The 19,162-nt window shown below is 37.1% G+C and carries 14 protein-coding genes and 1 other RNA gene; 7 read left to right on the top strand and 8 right to left on the bottom strand.

All coding sequences use genetic code 11. The features are described from left to right. Positions 1 to 6 precede the first annotated feature (6 nt). Both recN and ligA read left to right on the top strand, forming a co-directional pair. Positions 7 to 1,674 carry a DNA repair protein RecN gene (recN, locus tag BBBE_RS04630; RefSeq protein ID WP_010701398.1) on the top strand — a complete coding sequence of 556 codons (1,668 nt, stop codon included), beginning with the start codon at positions 7 to 9 and terminating at the stop codon, positions 1,672 to 1,674. A 107-nt stretch (positions 1,675 to 1,781) separates the two neighbouring features. Beyond that, positions 1,782 to 3,938 carry an NAD-dependent DNA ligase LigA gene (gene ligA, locus BBBE_RS04625; protein ID WP_010701397.1) on the top strand — a complete coding sequence of 719 codons (2,157 nt, stop codon included), beginning with the start codon at positions 1,782 to 1,784 and terminating at the stop codon, positions 3,936 to 3,938. Positions 3,939 to 4,098: 160 nt separating this feature from the next. On the opposite strand, the gene BBBE_RS04620 is transcribed toward ligA, so the two are convergent. The 8 genes from BBBE_RS04620 to BBBE_RS04590 all read right to left on the bottom strand — a co-directional run bounded on the left by BBBE_RS04620 (position 4,099) and on the right by BBBE_RS04590 (position 13,658). Next, a complete protein-coding gene (locus BBBE_RS04620) occupies positions 4,099 to 5,925 on the bottom strand; it encodes an aminopeptidase P family protein (RefSeq protein ID WP_010701396.1) in 1,827 nt (608 codons plus the stop codon). Between the two features lie 17 nt (positions 5,926 to 5,942). After that, the gene (locus BBBE_RS04615) at positions 5,943 to 6,812 is read right to left on the bottom strand and encodes a 50S ribosomal protein L11 methyltransferase (RefSeq protein ID WP_010701395.1); all 870 of its coding nucleotides are present in this window, start codon (positions 6,810 to 6,812) and stop codon (positions 5,943 to 5,945) included. 27 nt (positions 6,813 to 6,839) lie between these two features. Then, positions 6,840 to 7,421: an SCO family protein gene (locus tag BBBE_RS04610; RefSeq protein WP_010701394.1), complete on the bottom strand. Its 582-nt coding sequence runs from the start codon at positions 7,419 to 7,421 to the stop codon at positions 6,840 to 6,842. A 471-nt stretch (positions 7,422 to 7,892) separates the two neighbouring features. Further along, positions 7,893 to 10,310, bottom strand: coding sequence for an ATP-dependent helicase (locus BBBE_RS04605; protein ID WP_010701393.1), 2,418 nt, complete (start codon positions 10,308 to 10,310; stop codon positions 7,893 to 7,895). A 357-nt stretch (positions 10,311 to 10,667) separates the two neighbouring features. Beyond that, complete coding sequence (locus BBBE_RS04600) at positions 10,668 to 10,850, bottom strand: DUF4169 family protein (protein ID WP_010701392.1); 183 nt, start codon at positions 10,848 to 10,850, stop codon at positions 10,668 to 10,670. 9 nt (positions 10,851 to 10,859) lie between these two features. Next, positions 10,860 to 11,408, bottom strand: a complete 549-nt coding sequence (locus BBBE_RS04595; protein ID WP_010701391.1) for an SspB family protein — start codon at positions 11,406 to 11,408, stop codon at positions 10,860 to 10,862. A gap of 144 nt (positions 11,409 to 11,552) precedes the next feature. After that, positions 11,553 to 11,908: a transfer-messenger RNA gene (gene ssrA, locus BBBE_RS07240) on the bottom strand. A 442-nt stretch (positions 11,909 to 12,350) separates the two neighbouring features. Beyond that, positions 12,351 to 13,658 carry an MFS family transporter gene (locus BBBE_RS04590; protein ID WP_010701390.1) on the bottom strand — a complete coding sequence of 436 codons (1,308 nt, stop codon included), beginning with the start codon at positions 13,656 to 13,658 and terminating at the stop codon, positions 12,351 to 12,353. Positions 13,659 to 13,844: 186 nt separating this feature from the next. On the opposite strand from BBBE_RS04590, the gene BBBE_RS04585 reads away from it, so the two are divergent. The 5 genes from BBBE_RS04585 (at position 13,845) to BBBE_RS04565 (ending at position 18,987) form a co-directional block, all read left to right on the top strand. Beyond that, the gene (locus tag BBBE_RS04585) at positions 13,845 to 14,639 is read left to right on the top strand and encodes a thymidylate synthase (RefSeq protein WP_010701389.1); all 795 of its coding nucleotides are present in this window, start codon (positions 13,845 to 13,847) and stop codon (positions 14,637 to 14,639) included. After that, positions 14,636 to 15,145, top strand: coding sequence for a dihydrofolate reductase (locus BBBE_RS04580; protein WP_010701388.1), 510 nt, complete (start codon positions 14,636 to 14,638; stop codon positions 15,143 to 15,145). The genes BBBE_RS04585 and BBBE_RS04580 overlap by 4 nt, the downstream gene beginning before the upstream one ends. 124 nt (positions 15,146 to 15,269) lie before the next feature. Next, on the top strand, positions 15,270 to 16,409 hold the full coding sequence (gene hflK, locus BBBE_RS04575; protein ID WP_010701387.1) for an FtsH protease activity modulator HflK: 1,140 nt from the start codon (positions 15,270 to 15,272) through the stop codon (positions 16,407 to 16,409). Positions 16,410 to 16,411: 2 nt separating this feature from the next. Continuing rightward, on the top strand, positions 16,412 to 17,305 hold the full coding sequence (hflC, locus tag BBBE_RS04570) for a protease modulator HflC (protein ID WP_010701386.1): 894 nt from the start codon (positions 16,412 to 16,414) through the stop codon (positions 17,303 to 17,305). A gap of 197 nt (positions 17,306 to 17,502) precedes the next feature. Continuing rightward, on the top strand, positions 17,503 to 18,987 hold the full coding sequence (locus BBBE_RS04565; RefSeq protein ID WP_035464670.1) for a Do family serine endopeptidase: 1,485 nt from the start codon (positions 17,503 to 17,505) through the stop codon (positions 18,985 to 18,987). Positions 18,988 to 19,162: the final 175 nt, after the last annotated feature.

Below are 19,162 nucleotides of genomic sequence, written 5' to 3'. Positions count from 1 at the left end.
TTTCATATGCTGGTACAGCTTTCGATTAATGATATTGTTTTGATCGAGAAGCTCGATATGAGTTTTCCCGCAGGTTTATTGGTTTTAACCGGGGAAACGGGTGCTGGGAAATCTATATTGCTTGATTCTTTGTCATTAGCTCTTGGGGGACGTGGGGATGCTTCACTTGTACGTCATGGTGCAGCGCAAGGGCAAGTGACAGCTGTTTTTGATGTGCCGATTTCACATCCTGCACGCCAGCTTATACATGAGAATGGTTTTGATAATGAAGGTGATATCATTTTACGACGGGTGCAATCAAGTGATGGTCGTAGCCGTGGTTTTATTAATGATCAGGTGGCTAGTATTGCATTGATGCGCAATGTTGGCCGTATGTTAGTTGAAATTCATGGCCAGCATGATGATCGTGCACTTGTTGATATTGATACGCATCGCCGGTTGTTAGATGCTTTTGGTGGGCTTGAGAGTGACGCAGAAAATGTACGCAAATGTTATCGAATATGGCATGAATTAGAAGAACACGTGCAACAACAGCGTATCAAAGTAGAGGCTGCTGTACGTGAGGCTTGTTATCTTCGTGCAAGTGTGGAAGAACTTGAAAAGTTTGATTTCAAGAGTGATGAGGAAAATACACTGTCTCTTCGTCGTGCAGATATGTTGAAACTAGATAAAATAGCGACCGATATTAAAGAAGCTGATGATCTCTTCAATGGTCCTAAATCACCAATTTCTGTTTTGTCCAGTTTAGTGAGACGTTTGGAGCGAAAAATCCCTGAAGCACAGACACTCATTACACCTGTGGTTAAGTCCATTGACGATGCATTGCAGGCACTTTCAATAACGCAAGATGGTATTGAAACGGCAATGCAAGCATTGAATTTTGACGCTGATGAATTGGAACGAATAGAAGAGCGCCTTTTTACACTTCGGGGATTGGCGCGCAAATACCATGTTTCTGTAACTGAATTACCTCAGTTATGTGATAAAATGAAAGCTGAACTTTCTGATTTTGATTCTGCTCAGACTACGTTGGAGCATTTAGAAGCACAAGCACAGGAGGCACAAAAAAATTATGATACATGTGCACAAGCTCTTTCCATGAAACGTCAAGAAGTAGCACAGCATTTATCTACAAGCGTTATGGCTGAGTTACCAGCATTGAAGTTAGAAAAGGCAGAATTTACTGTTAATGTGCAAAGTGATTCTGAAAAGCGTAATGTAGATGGTATAGACCGGGTTGAGTATTGGGTAAGAACAAACCCTGGATCACGAGCTGGGCCAATGTTGAATGTAGTTTCTGGTGGTGAATTGTCTCGTTTTTTATTAGCATTAAAGGTTGTCTTGGCTGATCGTGGATCAGCTCCCACACTAATCTTTGATGAAATTGACACAGGAATTGGTGGGGCTGTAGCTGCTGCGATTGGGCAGAGATTACTGTGTTTATCAAAAAGTGTTCAAGTTTTTGCTATCACACATGCCCCCCAAGTTGCGTCCAAAGCTCATAGTCATTTTCTTGTTTCAAAAGTTGAAAGTGGTGATAAAGGGCATTTTGTTACGCGTATCCATAAAATGGAAGAATGTGAACGTGCTGAAGAAATTGCACGTATGTTAGCAGGGGAACAGATTACTGAAGAGGCGCGTGCGGCGGCCCAAAAACTTTTAGCACAGATATAATTGATTGATGATAGGAACACAGACGACAATATATTCGTTTGGGTTCTATTGATATAAAAGAGTTTAGATTCATATAATTATCAATTGTACGACTCGGAATAAAGTATATGGACAAAAATGCGGTTAAAAATCTGACTGCCCTTGAAGCGGCAAGTGAGTTAGAGTGGTTAGCAAAAGAAATCGCACGTCATGATGTTCTTTATAATAATAATGATCAACCTGAGATTTCTGATGCACAATATGATGCTCTTCGTCGTCGCAATATGGAAATTGAAACTTTATTTCCTGAATTAATTCGAGCAGATTCCCCTTCGTATAAAATTGGTGCGCCAGTTTCAGAAAAATTTGAAAAGTCTGTTCATACACAAGCGATGCTTTCTCTTGATAATGCGTTTAGTGTTGAAGATGTTAGTGAATTTGTTGAGCGTGTTCGCCGTTTTTTACGACTTCCATCAACACAGACATTAGAAATGACAGCTGAACCGAAGATTGATGGCTTATCTTTATCTTTGCGTTATGAGAAAGGGAAGCTTGTACGCGCTGCAACGCGTGGTGATGGGTATACAGGTGAGAATGTAACTGCAAATGCACGGACAATTTCTGATATTCCAAAGGTTTTACAGGGGGAATTTCCAGATATTATCGAAGTTCGTGGTGAAGTTTATATAAGGCAAGAGGATTTTCAAGTACTCAATACTAACCAGCAAAAAGAAGGAAAGTTAGCTTTTGCAAATCCTAGAAATGCAGCGGCTGGTTCTTTACGCCAGCTTGATTCACGAATAACTGCCAACAGAAAACTTAAGTTTTTTGCTTATGCTTGGGGGGAGGTGAGTAAAATGCCGGCTAGAAGCCAAATGGAGATGATGAATAAGCTAAAAGAATATGGCTTTGTTGTTAATCCATTTACAAAAGTTTTCGAAAAAGTAGAAGATCTTATTTCATATTATCATTTTATTGAAGAACAGCGGCAATCTTTAAGCTATGACATTGATGGTGTTGTTTATAAGGTTAATGATTTGGGACTGCAAATGCGCTTGGGGTTTGTATCTCGTTCACCACGTTGGGCAATTGCACATAAATTTCCAGCAGAAAAAGCTGCAGCACTTTTAGAAGGTATTGATATTCAAGTGGGTCGAACTGGAGCATTAACGCCAGTTGCACGCCTTACACCTATTACTGTAGGTGGGGTTGTGGTTACTAATGCAACTTTGCATAACGAGGATTATATTAAAGGAATTGGCCGTAAAGGTGAGTCAGTTCGTGAGGGACGTGATATCCGCGTAGGTGATACAGTGATTGTACAGCGTGCTGGTGATGTGATACCTCAAATTGTTGATATTATTTCTAAAAAGCGTCCAAAGGATGCAATTCCTTTTGTTTTTCCTCATCATTGTCCTGCTTGTGGCAGCCGCGCTGTTCGTGAAGTGGGTGAAGCAGTGCGTCGATGTACAGGTGGGCTTATTTGTTCAGCACAAGCGATTGAGCGTATTCGTCATTTTATTTCACGCAATGCTTTTGATATTGAAGGGCTTGGTAAAAAACAGGTGGAATTTTTCTTTCATATTCAAGATGAAACGCTTTGTATCCATTCGCCGGTTGATATTTTTACTTTAGAACAGCGTCAAAAAAAAGCTTTGACACGTTTGGAAAATATAGAGGGTTTTGGCAGTCTTTCTGTCCGCAAGCTTTTTGATGCTATTAATGCACGCCGAAAGATTCCTTTAAGTCGTTTTTTGTTTGCATTAGGTATTCGCCATGTTGGTGAAGTTAATGCACAACGTCTCGCACGTGTTTATCGAAATTATATTGCTTTTGAGTCTGCAATAATGTCAGCTATTGCACCACATGATAAGGCAGATGAAGGTAATGAAGAATGGGCAGATCTGATCAGTATTGAGGGAATTGGAGTTCGTGTTGGCAGGGCAATTATTGATTTTTATCAAGAAGCACATAACCGTGATGTGTTATCAGCTTTGCTTAAAGAAGTAACACCTCTTCCTGAAGAAGCTATTGCAACAGATTATTCACCAATAGCAGGAAAAATAATTGTTTTTACGGGGACTTTAATGTCTATGTCGCGAGATGAAGCAAAAGCATTAGCAGAGCGTTTAGGTGCTAAAACATCTGGTTCTATTTCTAAAAAGACTGATCTTCTTGTTGCAGGGCTTGGAGCAGGATCAAAATTGACCAAAGCAAAAGAGTTAGGCGTTGAGGTTATTGATGAAGATAGCTGGTCCCAATTGATTAAGGAGTATTATATTTAGTTTTATTTTTGATGATGTGTTTTAATTATTTACTCCTTTGTACAAGTTATGATGTATGAGTTTATTTATGTCTGCTTATGAGAAATACACAATTTATTTTCCAGAACATCAAAAAGATGTGCTTTAGAAAGAGGAATAATAAATGTGCATTTTTATTCAATTAAATAGGCATTGTGGCTTCTTTTGTCCATTTTTTTTCTTCTGCGCTAAGATAAGGTGCATTCATTTGATAAACATGCGCATGATAGTCATTGAGCCATTGTCGCTCTTGAGTTGTTAAAAGCTCTGGTAGGATTAGCCGTCGATCAATAGGACAATTTGTGAGTGTTTCAAATGATAGCATATCTATATCGCCAGAAGTAATTTTTTGTGCAGGTTTCACAATCATCAAATTTTCAATACGAATACCAAAAGCTCCTTCACGGTAATACCCGGGTTCATTAGAAATAATCATGCCGGGAATAAGTTCTTGGCTTCCATAACGTGAAAGATTTTGTGGTCCTTCATGAACAGAGAGGTAAGAGCCAACTCCATGGCCAGTACTATGCGCATAATCAAAACCGGCTTTCCATAAAGAGATACGCGCTAGAACATCAATATCTTGTCCGCGTGTACCTTTTGGGAATCGTGCGGTTGAAAGAGCAATCATACCTTTAAGAACAAGGGTAAAACAACGTTTTTCTTCTTCTCCAATAGGGCCGATTGCTATTGTACGTGTGACATCTGTTGTGCCGTTGCGATATTGTCCGCCTGAATCAACAAGATAAAGCTCACCGGCATTAAGTAGTTTGTTTGTTTCAGTGGTTACACGATAATGAACAATTGCACCATTCGCACCTGCTGCTGAAATCGTATCAAAGGAAAGGTCTTCGAGTTTTGTTCCCATTTTTTTTGCTGTTATTATACGAAATTCTTCTAATTTTTGGGCAGCAAAAATTTCACTAATTGTACCTGGTGTTTGTTTATCCAACCAAGCCAAAAATCGGGTAAGTGATACACCATCGCACAGATGAGCTTTGCGTGCACCTTCTAATTCTGTGATATTTTTAATAGCACGTGGCAAAGCAGCTGGGTCGGTAAGCGTAATGAAAGAATTATTTTCGTTTTCAATAATAGTACGCAATTTCTCGCATGTTCGCAGTGGATCTAAAGCAAAAACCATTCCTTTTTGAACATGATTTTTGATCTTTGGAATGAGTTTTTCCGGTTCATATAATTTTACATATTGTTCCAGATAGTTTTTCTGTTCTAGACTAAGTTTTTTGCTATCAATAAATAAGGAGGGTGTTTCTTTTGTTGAAATGAGAGCAAAACAAAGGGCAAAGGGTGTGTTGGAGACATCATTGCCCCGTATATTGAATGTCCACGCAATAGATGCAGGATCTGTAAAAATAAAAGCATTCGCTCCGGCTTGCTGTATATTTTCATAAATCAATGCTAATTTTTCGTCTGTTTTACATCCGGCATATTCGAGAGGATGAATCGATAAAGTAGCTTGCGGTAATTGTGGTTGATCCTGCCAAATAAGATCAATAGGATTGGTTTTTGTTGCTACAAGCTTTCCTTCTGCTTTAAATTCTAAAGCTTTTCTCAATGTAGCGGTAGCAGTAATAGTATGAAGCCATGGGTCAAAACCAATAGAAAGTTTGTGCCCATTTTCTTCCAACCATTGCGAGGGTGAGCAAGTCATTAGATCTTCATAATCAAAAATTTGAGGATCAGTTTGCTGACGAACTTGAAGTGTATAACGCCCATCTGTGAATATGATGGCTTTATTTTTTAAAATTAAAGCCATACCAGCTGAGCCAGTGAAACCAGTTAGCCAGCTAAGGCGCTGAGCGTGGGGTGGAATATATTCTCCTTGATGTTCATCTGCTCTTGGCACCAGAAAACCATCCAGTCCTATACGATCAAGTTCTTGACGAAGGGCAAAAATACGCTCTGCAGCATGGATTGGATTTGTTATAACCTCAAAAGATTGATACACACAATATCCTTTTCTTTTTATTTGAGATGTAAAGTAACCCATCCTTGGCGATGGTGTGTTTCAATGTGTTGTAGGCCTTGTTTTATATAAGCTTTTAGGACATGGTCGTGCTGTTCTTCAAGAATGCCCGATAATATAATAGATCCATTTTTTTGCAAAGCTTGGGCCATTTCTTGTGCAAGTTCAATGAGAGGGCCGGCGAGGATATTAGCAACAATGAGGTCAAAAGGTGCATGTGATGCAATTGTATCATGATTAAGGCCTGTTGCTGTAATAGTTGTGATATATCTTTTAACACCATTGAGTTTAATATTGTGTTGTGCAATTTGAACAGCAATTGGGTCACTATCAGATGCAAGTATAGAAATGGGCTTAAGCATTGCCATACCAATGGCTAATACGCCACTACCTGTGCCAAGATCGAGGGCATTTTGCGGGTTTTCAGTTTGCATAATTTTGGTGATCATTTCTAAACAACTGGATGTTGTTTCATGGTGGCCTGTACCAAAAGCCTGATTAGCTTCAATTTCAATTGGTAAAACGTTAGGCGGGATGTTTTTTCGATCATGACTTCCATAAAGAAAGAAAGGGCCTGCATATACAGGTTTTAGCTCTTTAAGGCTTTGTTGAACCCAATCAATATCAGGCAAAATTTCTATGTTAATTTTATTAGGGGGCAGAGCAAGAATATCTGCAAAGCGTTTGTGCGCACTGTTTTGATTTTCTTTGTCGACATAAAGTGATAACTCATAAATGGCATTTTTCTCATCTATTTCTACCAGAGCAAGAGGATATCCTTCTTCCTCAAAGGCTGTTTCCATAAGGGTGTAGAACTGTTCTGCCTCGTTTTTGAAGGCTGTACAGAATAGACGAATTTGCTGAGACATATTTTCTTCTTATTAAATGCTTTTTATTTAGTTTGAGGTGAGCTTTTTAAGCTGTTTAATGGCAATATCATCTTTTAATTGATTCTCATTTTCTGCAGTATTATAAGGAATAATACCAGCTAGTTTTCCGCCTTTTTTAAGTAAGAAAATGGCAGCTGTATGATCGTAAGTATAGTTACCATCTGTTCCAGGCACTTTTTCTGCAACAATGTTGAAAGAGGATACCATTTTGTGAACTTTTTCAGGATCTCCACTTATACCAATAATATTATTGGTAAAATTGCTTAGATAATCACGTAGTACTTCTGGTGTATCACGTTCAGGATCAACAGTTACGAACCATATACCTAATTTATCAGCGTTAGGGCCAATTTCTGTAAGCCATCGATCAAGATCTGTCAGTGTAGTAGGGCAACTTTCAGGGCACATGGTAAAACCAAAAAAAATTGCTGAAGGTTTATTTCTAATATCAGCTTCAGTAACCGTTTGGCCAGTGGAAGCAATGAGTGTAAAATTATCACCTAAGGGCTTATTTTTCCACGCGTCATAAGTAAAAACACCAGCGAGAAATATGACTGTTAGCCCAAAGATGTATATTACATTTTTCATAGCTTAACCTTTTTGATTTTATAGCTTAACTTTTTAAAGTATCGAAAATGCTATAATCCTGACGAATTAGTTTTGCAATCTTTGTTTCAACATTACGAAGCGTGATTTATACTGCAAGTTTCATAAAGAATATGAGTTACAAAGTATCGCATCACAGATGAGCAATAAAGTATTGTATTTTCTATTTTAGGAATAATTTTGCTATCCAAAAATCAGTAATATTTTGCCATTGTTTTGTAATACAAAAACAATTGATATGGAATGAATGAATTTTTAAAAGATTTTTGATGCTGTAAAAACGATTCTCATATTAAACGACAATACAATTGTGTAAAATACGGCTATTTTGAAATGAGTACGCTAATAGCTTTGCCTAATGGAACTGGTGGTTATTTTTTTATTTTGATTATAAAATAATGTAGCAAAAGAAAACGGTTTGTTACTTGAAATAGCTGTACTATATTTTATGTGTTAAGCTTTAGTTACAAAATTATCGAGAACACGTTTTTCTCCAGCTTTATCAAACAAAATAGTCAATTTATTACCGCCTATTGCTGAAATATGACCATAACCGAATTTAATATGAAAAACACGATCATTAATTGAAAAAGCTGATGGTGTATCAGATGCGGATTGAGAGATAATTTTTCTTTCAATATTTTTTTTCTGATGAAATTGGATAGGGCTAAAATCTAAATCACTATCTTCATAACCAATTTTTTGAATATAACTGGATGATTGTGAGCTCCAATTATTGTGTCTTGCTTCTGTTTGATTTTTGTGCGCATTTTTCCACCCTGGCTTTGAATACTGGCCATAACCACCATAAGATGTTTCATTTTCTAGAACTTCTATATGTTCTTCTGGTAATTCATTCAAAAAACGGGAGGGAATGGTGGACTGCCAAAGTCCATGAATTCGTCGATTAGAGACAAACCATATATGCAGATTTTGTTGTGCTCTTGTTAGACCTACATAAGCAAGCCTGCGTTCTTCTTCTAGTCCTGCACGGCCACCTTCATCTAGTGAGCGTTGATTGGGAAAGAGTCCTTCTTCCCAACCAGGAAGGAAAACTGTTTTAAATTCAAGCCCTTTAGCTGAATGAAGGGTCATAATATTAACTGCATCCATATTTTCGTTATGTTCGACATCCATAACCAATGAAACATGTTCTAAAAAACTGTGAAGATTTTCAAATTGTTCCATAGAACGAATCATTTCTTTAAGATTTTCTAGACGTGTTGGTGCTTCTGGTGAACGATCTTCTTGCCACATTTCCATATAGCCTGAATCATTAAGGATCATTTCAGTAAGCTCTGTAAGTGGTGTGCGTGGTGATAGGTTTTGCCAACGATGAAAGTCTTCAATAATATTGCGTAAAGCATTTCGTGCTTTAGGTTTTAGTTCATCTGTTTCGATTATTTTAATAGCAGCAGAAAAAAGAGAAATAGTGCGTGTACGTGCATTATTATGAAGATGGCGTAGCGTTGTCTCTCCTAAGCCACGTTTGGGTGTATTGATAATGCGTTCAAAGGCTAAATCATCAGAAGGTTGAGCAACAACACGCAAGTAAGCCAAGGCATCACGTATTTCCATTCGTTCATAAAAACGTGGTCCTCCAATGACACGATAGTTAAGACCAAGTGTTATAAAACGCTCTTCAAATGCACGCATTTGAAATGATGCTCGCACTAATATAGCCATATCATTTAATAAATGCCCAGATTGTTGTGCTTGTTCAATTTCTTTCGCGATGGCACGCGCTTCTTCTTCTGAATCCCATGCGGCATGGACTTTTACTTTTTTTTCTTTATTGTTTATTTTATCTGAAAAAAGTGTTTTTCCAAGTCTTCCCTGGTTGTGAGAAATGAAGTGAGAAGCTGTTTTAAGAATATGTGATGTAGAACGGTAGTTGCGTTCTAAACGAATGATTTTTGCAGGAGGAAAGTCTTTTTCAAAGCGTAATATATTATCAACTTTAGCACCACGCCATCCGTAAATAGATTGATCATCATCGCCGACACAACAAAGATTGACCTCCCGTCTTGCAGATTGTTGTGCCAAAAGACGAAGCCAAAGATATTGCGCTGTATTCGTATCTTGATATTCATCTACAAGAATATAGCGAAATTTAGCATGGTATTCATGAAGAATATCTGGGTTATGTTGGAAAATATTAATGGAATGAAGCAATAGGTCACCAAAATCACAAGCATTGAGGCTTTTTAGCCGATCCTGATAGCTGTGGTAGAGTTCACGCCCCATACCTTTAGCAAAGGCATAGGAATCACTTTCTGAAATATGGTCTGGTAAGAGTCCTTGGTTTTTCCAAGCATCAATCATTGTTGCCAAACTACGTGCTGACCAGCGCTTGTCATCTAAACCTGCTGCTTGAATGAGCTGTTTTAAAAGACGAACAACATCGTCAGTGTCAAGAATGGTGAAATTGCTTTTTAAGTTGATAAGCTCTGCATGGCGGCGTAAAATTTTTGCGCCAATGGAATGAAATGTTCCAAGCCATGGCATACCTTCAATAGTTTCACCAACAAGTTCAGCAATACGGGTTTTCATTTCGCGTGCTGCTTTATTTGTAAAGGTAATCGCTAATATTTGCTTAGGGTGAGCGAGCCCAAGGTGCAAAATATGAAAAATGCGAGTAGTAAGAACACGTGTTTTTCCCGTGCCAGCCCCAGCAAGAACTAACAGAGGTCCTTCTGTGTTTATGACAGCTTCTCGTTGTTCTGGGTTAAGTTTTTCCAAATAGTCGGGTTTATATTGTACTTTTTCTTTTGCTACTGTAGCGCTAACAGTTAATTCAGAATTATTTTCAGGCTTATGGGGGAGCTCTTCATCTTCAAAAAATGGTATGTGATTAGAAAGGTCATTCATTGTATTTTTATGTATTATTTTTTGATTGAAACGCTAGTTTAAAAAAATCTTCTCAGAAAAAATCGCAACATTTTCAGATGAATAAATTTTAAAAATAATAAAAAAGAGACAAAAGCAGTATTAAAACTATTAGGTGAGAGATTATAAAATACGTAAACACATAATAAAACTGAAAGATTAATTTTTTAATTCTTTTACTGTCAATATCAATGATTATTAAAAATAAAAATTATTTTTTTATGAACTATTTTTTAATCCCAAAATGGTTATTTTAAAATGTACTTGTAAAGGGAGCATCAATGCAAACTAATAGTTTTTTACGAGCATTTTTAGCTAAATATTTATTTTCATTTTTTCTCATTCATTGTTAGATAAACGATTTTGATCAAGAAATTTTTGAGCTTTTAAAAGTTCTTTTTTATCAAAAAGTTTTTCAAGTTTTGTTCGCCCAAAACGATAACGATTTTCCTCTGCATGAATAGTTTGCTCGATACGTTTCTGCTGTTTCTGAAATTGGCGAAGGTTGATCACTTTAGTCATAGGCACGGTTCATTTATTTTTTCGAAAAGAGTCTAAAGAAACAACATCAGCACTACGTTTAATATCATTGTTTGAAGCTTCTTTATCCATTTTGAGATTCTGTGCTTTTATGAGCTCACTTTCTTTTTTTTGTTTGTTTGAAGAAACTTCGGGTGTACATGAAGCATTTCCTGGATTTTCATTCTCTTCGGAGGTGAGATTAGCGGGCAAATCAAATGCCGCTTCAAATGCCGCTATAGGGTCATAAAAAACTTGAATGGAGGTAAAAGGAATAATTAATTTTTCAATAATTTCTCCAAAGGATAAAGTGACTTCAAAAGCATTTTCTGATACGTTCAAGTCTCTAAATTGATGTTGTAATACGATTGTCATTTGATCAGGATAGCGACTTTTGAGTCGAGAAGAGATTTTTACTGCTGGCGCTTTTGTTGAAAAGGTAATAAAGAAATGGTGATTACCTGGAAGACCTGCTTTAGCGACTTCTAGCAAAACTTTACGGATAACTCCACGGAGCGCATCCTGAACGAGAATATCGTAACGGATTTGATCTTGAACCATCGAAGTTTATTCCTTTTAATTTATGCAGCTGTTGAAGTCAAACAACATAGCGCGATGAAATGTTTCTTTAAGCTCGCAATATTTTTTCTACCACTCATTTCATAACAATTTGTATCTGGTCGGTCAAAATAAATTACTTATAAAAGTGAAGGCTTCTGTTGCCAGGTGCCTCCGGACCCCGCTTAAACCTGCGACGGTTTAAGGCTTGATTTGAAGCCTTCGCACTGCTTAAGCAGCGAGACGTGCTTCCGCATAGTTGTCGTTTGCAACTACTAATTTAGTCCGATGACGGTGGTACAATGCCGAGTAAAAGAGCAATCTTTACACCCTTGTCGATCCTATTTCGCCCCCACCAAAGTATAAGCTTTATTGATTATATTTTGGTGGAGGCGCCGGGTACCGCCCCCGGGTCCAATGGGCTTATTCCATTGTCCATTTATTACCATAGCTGATAAACCAGCCTTTTAAATATAGATGAAGAACAGTCTTTGGGAAAGAGGGGAATTGTTAATATTTTAAATCTTTTCATTATTGATAAGTTCAAGATTTTTAATGTGCTAGTAAAGCGATAATTATTCGTTTTTGTCTTACTTTATTAAATGACATATAATTTAGTAGAATAACTTATATAAAGTAATTTTGATGGAATAGACTAAAAATAGCTTATACCGTAGCGTAGCTTTGCCTAGAGTGACTAAATAGGCTTGTTTTCTGTTGGATCAAAGAGAGTGTAAAGTGAATTTAAAATTTATTGGAATGATAAAAATAAAATACTGAAATAGTTATTTCAAAAGTGGTTATGTATATTGAAAAATCGTAAAAAAGTTATACAGCTTTTTATTGTAGTCACTAAAAGTAAGTACGCCTGATAAATTTTAGTTTTAATATCAAGCTCTTATAAAATAAAAGCCCGATTTTCTCGGGCTTTTTAAAAATAAAGGTTTAATGATTTTCTTCTTTTTGAAGATATCCATTCTTTCGAGGATCTGGCATTAAGATAATTGCGATGAATGCAATTATCATCATACCGGTTATGTAAAAATAGAAAATAGATTCATATCCCATATCTTTTAATCCAAGCGCTACAGATTCAGCAGAACCACCAAATAGCGCGTTAGCGATGGCATAAGATAACCCCACCCCTATTGCACGTACAGAAGAGGGGAACATATCTGCCTTTATAATACCAGAAATGGATGTGTAGAAGCTTAGAATACATAACATTCCGATAATGATTAATAAGGCAAACCACATGTTATCGGTACTACCAATTATTTTAAGTCCTGGGATTGTAAAGATAATAGATAAAAGACTCCACATAAAAAGTGAAGCTTTTGTTCCAATTTTATCAGCTAAAGCACCAAATGCTGGCTGGAATAACATAAAAATAAAAAGAGCTATTGTCATTATAGTTGTAGCTGTGTGTTTATCAAATCCGCTGGTAGTGATCAAATACTTTTGCATATACGTTGTGTAGGTATAAAATGTGAGCGATCCTCCAGCTGTAAAACCAATGACCAGAAAAAAAGCTCTTCGATGGTTGCGCAGAAGTTCCATAAGGCTACCTGCTTGTTTTTTAGAACGACTTTCTTTAGTGGTTGTTTCATGGAGAGAGCTACGTAGAAAAATTGCAACAATTGCTGCTAGTCCACCGATGGCAAATGGAATACGCCAACCCCACGCTTTTAACTGATCTTCTGTGAGATAAAATGCTAGAATGAATATAACAAGGCTAGCTAGAAGCTGACCACCAATCAGTGTAGTATATTGGAAAGAACTAAAAAAGCCTCGGTGATTTTTAAGAGCGACTTCACTCATATAAGTTGCTGTCGTGCCATATTCACCACCGACAGAAAGCCCTTGAAGCATACGAAGTAAAAGAAGAAGAATTGCTGCTGTTACTCCGATAGTTTCGTAGGTGGGAAGTATAGCGATTAAGAATGAACCTCCGCACATCATAAAAACAGAAATAAGCATTGAACGTTTGCGGCCATAACGGTCAGCTATATAACCAAAAAGCCATCCACCGATTGGGCGCATAAGAAAACCAATAAAAAAGACTGCGGCAGCTTTTAAAAGTTGGGCAACAACATTACCATCTGAGGGAAAAAATTGTGACGCAAAGTAGATAGATGCAAAGGAGTAAACATAAAAGTCATACCATTCTACTAGATTACCTGATGCACTAGACATGATAGACATGATACGCTTTTTTGTATCATGTGCTGCTAAAGTTACATTATTTTCCATATTATCCCTCTTGAGTTCATATTGGCTTATTTCCTTCTACAATATTTTACCTTTTGCGTCATCAAAATTTAAATCGCATTATAATTAATTTTCTGTAAAAGGTGTTTTTTGTTTGCTTGAATTGTGTTTTTATTAATTTTCAAATTTCAATTTCTTGTAATAAGTAGAATCAGCCATAATATCTTTATGAAAATTTATCTTGATTTTTTATCCCATGTTTTAAATAGTGGTGTTGATCGTTCAGATAGGACTGGTGTAGGGACACGATCAGTTTTTGGATATCAGATGCGATTTAATTTGCAAGCAGGATTTCCACTGTTAACAACAAAAAAGTTACATTTGCGTTCAATTATTTATGAGCTTTTGTGGTTTCTTAAAGGTGACACAAATATTGCATGGTTAAAGGAACATGGCGTATCTATTTGGGATGAATGGGCTGATAAAGATGGAGATCTTGGCCCTGTTTATGGTTTTCAGTGGCGTTCTTGGCCTGCACCTGATGGGCGTTATATTGATCAAATCAGCAATCTTTTAGATATGATTAACACAAATCCTGATTCGCGCCGTTTGATTGTATCAGCGTGGAATCCTGCATTAATAGACGAAATGGCTTTGCCGCCTTGCCATTGTTTATTCCAATTTTATGTTTCTGATGACAAATTGTCATGCCAGCTTTATCAGCGTTCGGCAGATATTTTTTTAGGGGTCCCATTCAATATTGCTTCTTATGCGTTATTAACGATGATGATTGCACAAGTTACTGGATTGAAAGTGGGAGATTTTATTCACACTTTTGGTGATGCTCATCTTTATGCCAACCATTTTGAACAGGCAAAACAGCAATTATCCCGTACACCGGGTGCTTTACCTGTGATGTTGATAAATCCAGAAGTAACAGATCTTTTTTCTTTTAAATTTGAGGATTTTAATTTGCTTAATTATGAAGCTCAGCCTCATATCAAGGCACCGGTGGCAGTATGAAGGTTCCAATTTATTTAATTGCGGCTGTTGCTCAAAATGGTGTTATCGGTTGTGAAGGCACGATGCCTTGGCGTTTATTAACAGATTTACAGCGTTTTAAGGCTTTAACTTTGGGTAAGCCCATTATTATGGGGCGCAAAACTTGGGATTCTCTCGGACATCCCTTACCAGGGCGCACAAATATTGTAATTACTCGCAATCGTACTTTTGTAGCTGAAGGTGCTGTTGTTGCTCATTCTTTGTTTCAAGCTTGTGATATAGCAGAAGAAGTGGCTACTCAAGATGGTGCAGACGCAGTTTTTATTATTGGGGGTGGGGAAATTTTTCAACAAGGATTAATGATTGCTCATAAAATATTCTTAACAGAAATTTTAGCATCTATTGAAGGTGATAGTTTTTTTCCCATTTTTGATAAAGAAAAGTGGACTATTATTGAAACACAATATATTCCACAAGGAGACAAAGACAATTATCCGACGCGTTTTGTAATTTATGAACGGCAATAGCTATTTAGATAAAAGAATTTGCCAATTGATTGTAAACAGATCATAGATCTTCTATAAGATGTGAGTGATTAAGTTTTGCAAATAGTTGGTTTTAGATTGATAGCTACTAGTTAAAGAGGTGATGATGCCCTGGACAAATCAAAATGGTAATGGCCCATGGGGTGGTGATAAAAATAAACTTAGTGGTGATAAAAAATTACCACCTAAGAATCCTTTTGGTTCTGGTGGCAATAGCAGTGGTGATAATGGCTCTAATGTTGATGATATTCTACGTAAGGGTCAGCATCAGCTTAAGCAGTTTGGTGAGAGCGGTATTTTCATTGTGTTATTTTTTCTTGCTGTTCTTTTTTGGTTATTCCAGTCTATTTATATTGTACAGCAAAATGAACAAGCAGTAGAATTGCGCTTTGGTGTTCCTAAAGCAGGTATCATTGGTGATGGTTTGCATTTTCATTTTTGGCCAATTGAAACCTATATGAAAGTGCCTTTAACGGAAAAAACAATTGCAATTGGTAGCCAATCTAATCAGGCACAACAAAGTGAAGGTTTGATGCTTTCAAGTGACCAAAATATTGTTAATGTAAATTTTTCTGTATATTATAGAATTTCAAATCCTAGCCAATTTTTATTTAATGTGAACGATCAAGAAGGAACAGTGCGTCAAGTTGCTGAGAGTGCAATGCGTGAAGTGATTGGTTCACGACCTGTTGATGATGTTTTGCGCAATAAGAAAGAAGAAGTGGCTAATGATGTCAAAAAGATTATCCAGTTAACTGCAAATAAATATCAACTTGGTGTTGAAATAAACCGTGTGTCAATTAGTGAGGCTGCTCCCCCTACTAAAGTTGCTGCTGCGTTTAACTCTGTCCAACAAGCAGAGCAGGAACGTGGGCGGATGATTGAGGAGGGTAATCGCGTGCGTTTCACTAAGATTGGTTTAGCTAATGGTGAAGCTTCACGCACACGAGAAATTGCAAAAGGTGAAAAGGCATGGATGATTGAAGAAGCAACGGGACGCGCTAAACGTTTTCAGGCTATAGCTCGTGAGGCTGCAGTTGCGCCAGAGGCTGTTCGCTACCGTTTTTATATGGAAACAATGGGGCGTATTCTTTCTTCACCCAATAAATTAGTTTTGAATCAGACGGATTCTTCGGCAATACCTTATTTACCACTGAATGAATTGTTGCGTAATTCATCAGAAAAAACAGCGACAACATCAACACATTCCTCATTATTGGGGCCTAGTGTTTCTGGAGGACGTTAATTATGCAGCAATCTCGTTTCTTTTTTATTTTTGGTATTGTAGTGTTTGCTCTTGTTACTTTATGGGCATCTATTTTTGTTGTTTATCCTCGTCAGCAAATGGCAATTAAACGCTTTGGACAGATCGTTAAAGTAGAGTCTGATCCTGGTATTTATTTTAAAGTCCCTTTTTTAGATCAGACGGTCATTATTGATAACCGACTGTTGCGTTATGATTTGCCTACACAATCTGTACAAGTTCGTGGTGGCGCCTATTATGAAGTAGATGCATTCTTTATCTATTGTATTACAGACCCTAAATTATTCTTACAGCGTATTGCATCAGGTCGGCCGCAAATTGCTGCGCGTGAAAATCTTGCACCACGTTTTATTGATGCTTTGCGTGCTGTTTATGGTAAGCGCGAATTCAAAGCGGCTTTATCAGACGAACGTGGAGCAATGATGGCTGAAGTACAGCGACAATTTTCTGTGGATGCAGGTTCGTTGGGTATTACCATTGTTGATGTGCGTATTCGCAAAACTGATTTGACTGATGCTGTTTCTGAAGATGTATATCGGCAAATGGCGGCTGAACGTGAGGCGGCTGCGGAAAATATTCGTGCTCGTGGTCAACAGGAAAAAGATCGTATTGTGGCGGAAGCTAACCGTGAATATGAAGAAATTGTAGCGGCAGCAAAACGTGATGCTGAAATTACACGTGGTGAGGGGCAGGCTGAAAGTATTCGTCTTTTATTAAATGCCAGAGAAATCAACCCATCGTTTTACGATTTTTGGTTGGCGATGGAGCAATATAAGAATTTGGAGCAAACTTCGATGGTAATTTCACCAAAAGAAGATTTCTTTTTCTATTTCCGCAATTTACCGCAAACAAAATCAAATATTAGCACTGATGGTTGATATGGGGTAATAAAACTGATAAGAAAATGAAGGAATAGATCGCAGTTATAGACTTTGTTTTTTCATTAAAAGCTTGTGTGGCTATTTTCTTGTATGGTGAAGTTTGTATGGTATTGTAACGGATATGTTGGTTTTGCAGAAATGAATTTAATAATGCTTTTTTCAGCATTGAGCAAATGCGTGTTATAGGTAAAAATATGTTACTAAAGCGCTTTGTCACGGTAATCATTATCTGTGTGGTTTTGTTTTTATTAAGATCAGTAAGTTGGTCTAATGTTATCTTACAGAAAGATACATCACTATCAGTTCCTGATTTAGCTTCTACCCTTTTAGAAACAGTCGTAAATATTTCCACAACGCAAATAGTTGATGGGACTGAGCAAGATGAACATACTCCTGATCCTGTTATTTCGAAAGATTCGTTGCTACAGGAATATTTTGATGATTTTTTTACACCAAAAGACGGTCAAGAGGGGAGTCAGTTTCAAAAAGTACGTTCTCTGGGATCAGGTTTTGTAATTGATGCACAAAAAGGGCTTATTGTTACAAATTACCACGTTATCATGGATGCTGATGATATTGAGGTGAATTTTACTGATGGTACAAAGCTAAAAGCAAAATTACTTGGAAAAGATAGTAAGACGGATTTAGCTTTACTTCAGGTAACACCAGGAAGCAAAAAATTAACAGCTGTACGTTTTGGCAATTCAGAAAAAGTACGTATTGGTGATTGGGTTATGGCTATCGGTAACCCTTTTGGTTTTGGTGGTAGTGTAACGGTTGGAATTATTTCTGCACGTAATCGTGATCTTAATGCTGGTCCTTATGATAATTTTATTCAAACAGATGCAGCAATTAACCGAGGAAATTCTGGAGGTCCATTATTTGATAGAAATGGTGAAGTGATAGGGATTAATACAGCAATTGTTTCTCCTTCTGGAGGATCGATAGGGATTGGTTTTGCTATACCATCTGATATGGCCATTTCTATTATCAATCAATTACGTGATTTTGGAGAAGTAAGACGCGGTTGGTTGGCTATTCGTATTCAACCTGTGACAGATGATATTGCAGAAAGTTTGAAACTGGACCAGGCTGTTGGGGCATTAGTTGCTGGTAAAATCGAAGATGCAAACGTAGATAATAGCCAATTACACGTTGGTGATATTATCCTTTATTTTGAAAATACTAAAATAAAAAATGCACGTGATTTACCGCGTTTAGCAGCAGAAAGTCCTATAGGAAAAGTGGTGAATATTACGGTTTTACGTGATGGACAGGAAAAAACAGTAAAAGTTAAACTTGGTCGTTTAGTTGAAACTGATTCAGATGAAAATAAAGCAGAAAAATCTGATAAGAAAAAAAGTAGCGCAAATCCTACTACAATGCAATTTATGGGTATGACATTATCGGTGCTTAATGCTGATTTACGCCAACGCTATTCGATTGCTGATAAGCTTAATGGGTTAGTTGTGACATCTGTAGCACAAGATAGTGCGGCTGATAAAAAACGTATTGGTGTTGGTGAAGTAATAGTTGATATCAATCAAAGTGCGGTCACAACAATTGATGATGCTAAAAAACGTTTTCATAAATTACGTGAAGCAGGGCGCAAAAACGCTTTATTTATTGTTGCTCGTTCTGATGGAGAATTGCGATTTGTAACAATCCAAATGGATTGATATTTTGCGATACCTTTGTTTTTGTTGTAAGAGATAATTTTTATAAGGCAGTGCTTTTGTGCATAATGCTGATTTAAAAGAACTGTTATCATTTATAGATAATGCAACGATGTTAACAGTATCTGTATGTGAATTCTCACGTTTAGTTCATTTAGAGTATATTTTATTGTAGTTA

Source organism: Bartonella bovis 91-4 (assembly GCF_000384965.1).
Taxonomy (GTDB): Bacteria; Pseudomonadota; Alphaproteobacteria; order Rhizobiales; family Rhizobiaceae; genus Bartonella; species Bartonella bovis.
The sequence above is the reverse complement of the archived record's forward strand: the minus strand, read 5'-3'. Positions and strand labels throughout refer to the sequence as shown.

Bases quoted from the DNA above. Each gene is read 5' to 3' on its own strand.
- recN (WP_010701398.1), top strand. From the start codon at position 7: ATGCTGGTACAGCTTTCGATTAATGATATTGTTTTGATCGAGAAGCTC.
- ligA (WP_010701397.1), top strand. From the start codon at position 1,782: ATGGACAAAAATGCGGTTAAAAATCTGACTGCCCTTGAAGCGGCAAGT.
- BBBE_RS04615 (WP_010701395.1), bottom strand. From the start codon at position 6,812: ATGTCTCAGCAAATTCGTCTATTCTGTACAGCCTTCAAAAACGAGGCA.
- BBBE_RS04610 (WP_010701394.1), bottom strand. From the start codon at position 7,421: ATGAAAAATGTAATATACATCTTTGGGCTAACAGTCATATTTCTCGCT.
- BBBE_RS04605 (WP_010701393.1), bottom strand. From the start codon at position 10,310: ATGAATGACCTTTCTAATCACATACCATTTTTTGAAGATGAAGAGCTC.
- BBBE_RS04600 (WP_010701392.1), bottom strand. From the start codon at position 10,850: ATGACTAAAGTGATCAACCTTCGCCAATTTCAGAAACAGCAGAAACGT.
- BBBE_RS04595 (WP_010701391.1), bottom strand. From the start codon at position 11,408: ATGGTTCAAGATCAAATCCGTTACGATATTCTCGTTCAGGATGCGCTC.
- BBBE_RS04590 (WP_010701390.1), bottom strand. From the start codon at position 13,658: ATGGAAAATAATGTAACTTTAGCAGCACATGATACAAAAAAGCGTATC.
- BBBE_RS04585 (WP_010701389.1), top strand. From the start codon at position 13,845: ATGAAAATTTATCTTGATTTTTTATCCCATGTTTTAAATAGTGGTGTT.
- BBBE_RS04580 (WP_010701388.1), top strand. From the start codon at position 14,636: ATGAAGGTTCCAATTTATTTAATTGCGGCTGTTGCTCAAAATGGTGTT.
- hflK (WP_010701387.1), top strand. From the start codon at position 15,270: ATGCCCTGGACAAATCAAAATGGTAATGGCCCATGGGGTGGTGATAAA.
- hflC (WP_010701386.1), top strand. From the start codon at position 16,412: ATGCAGCAATCTCGTTTCTTTTTTATTTTTGGTATTGTAGTGTTTGCT.
- BBBE_RS04565 (WP_035464670.1), top strand. From the start codon at position 17,503: ATGTTACTAAAGCGCTTTGTCACGGTAATCATTATCTGTGTGGTTTTG.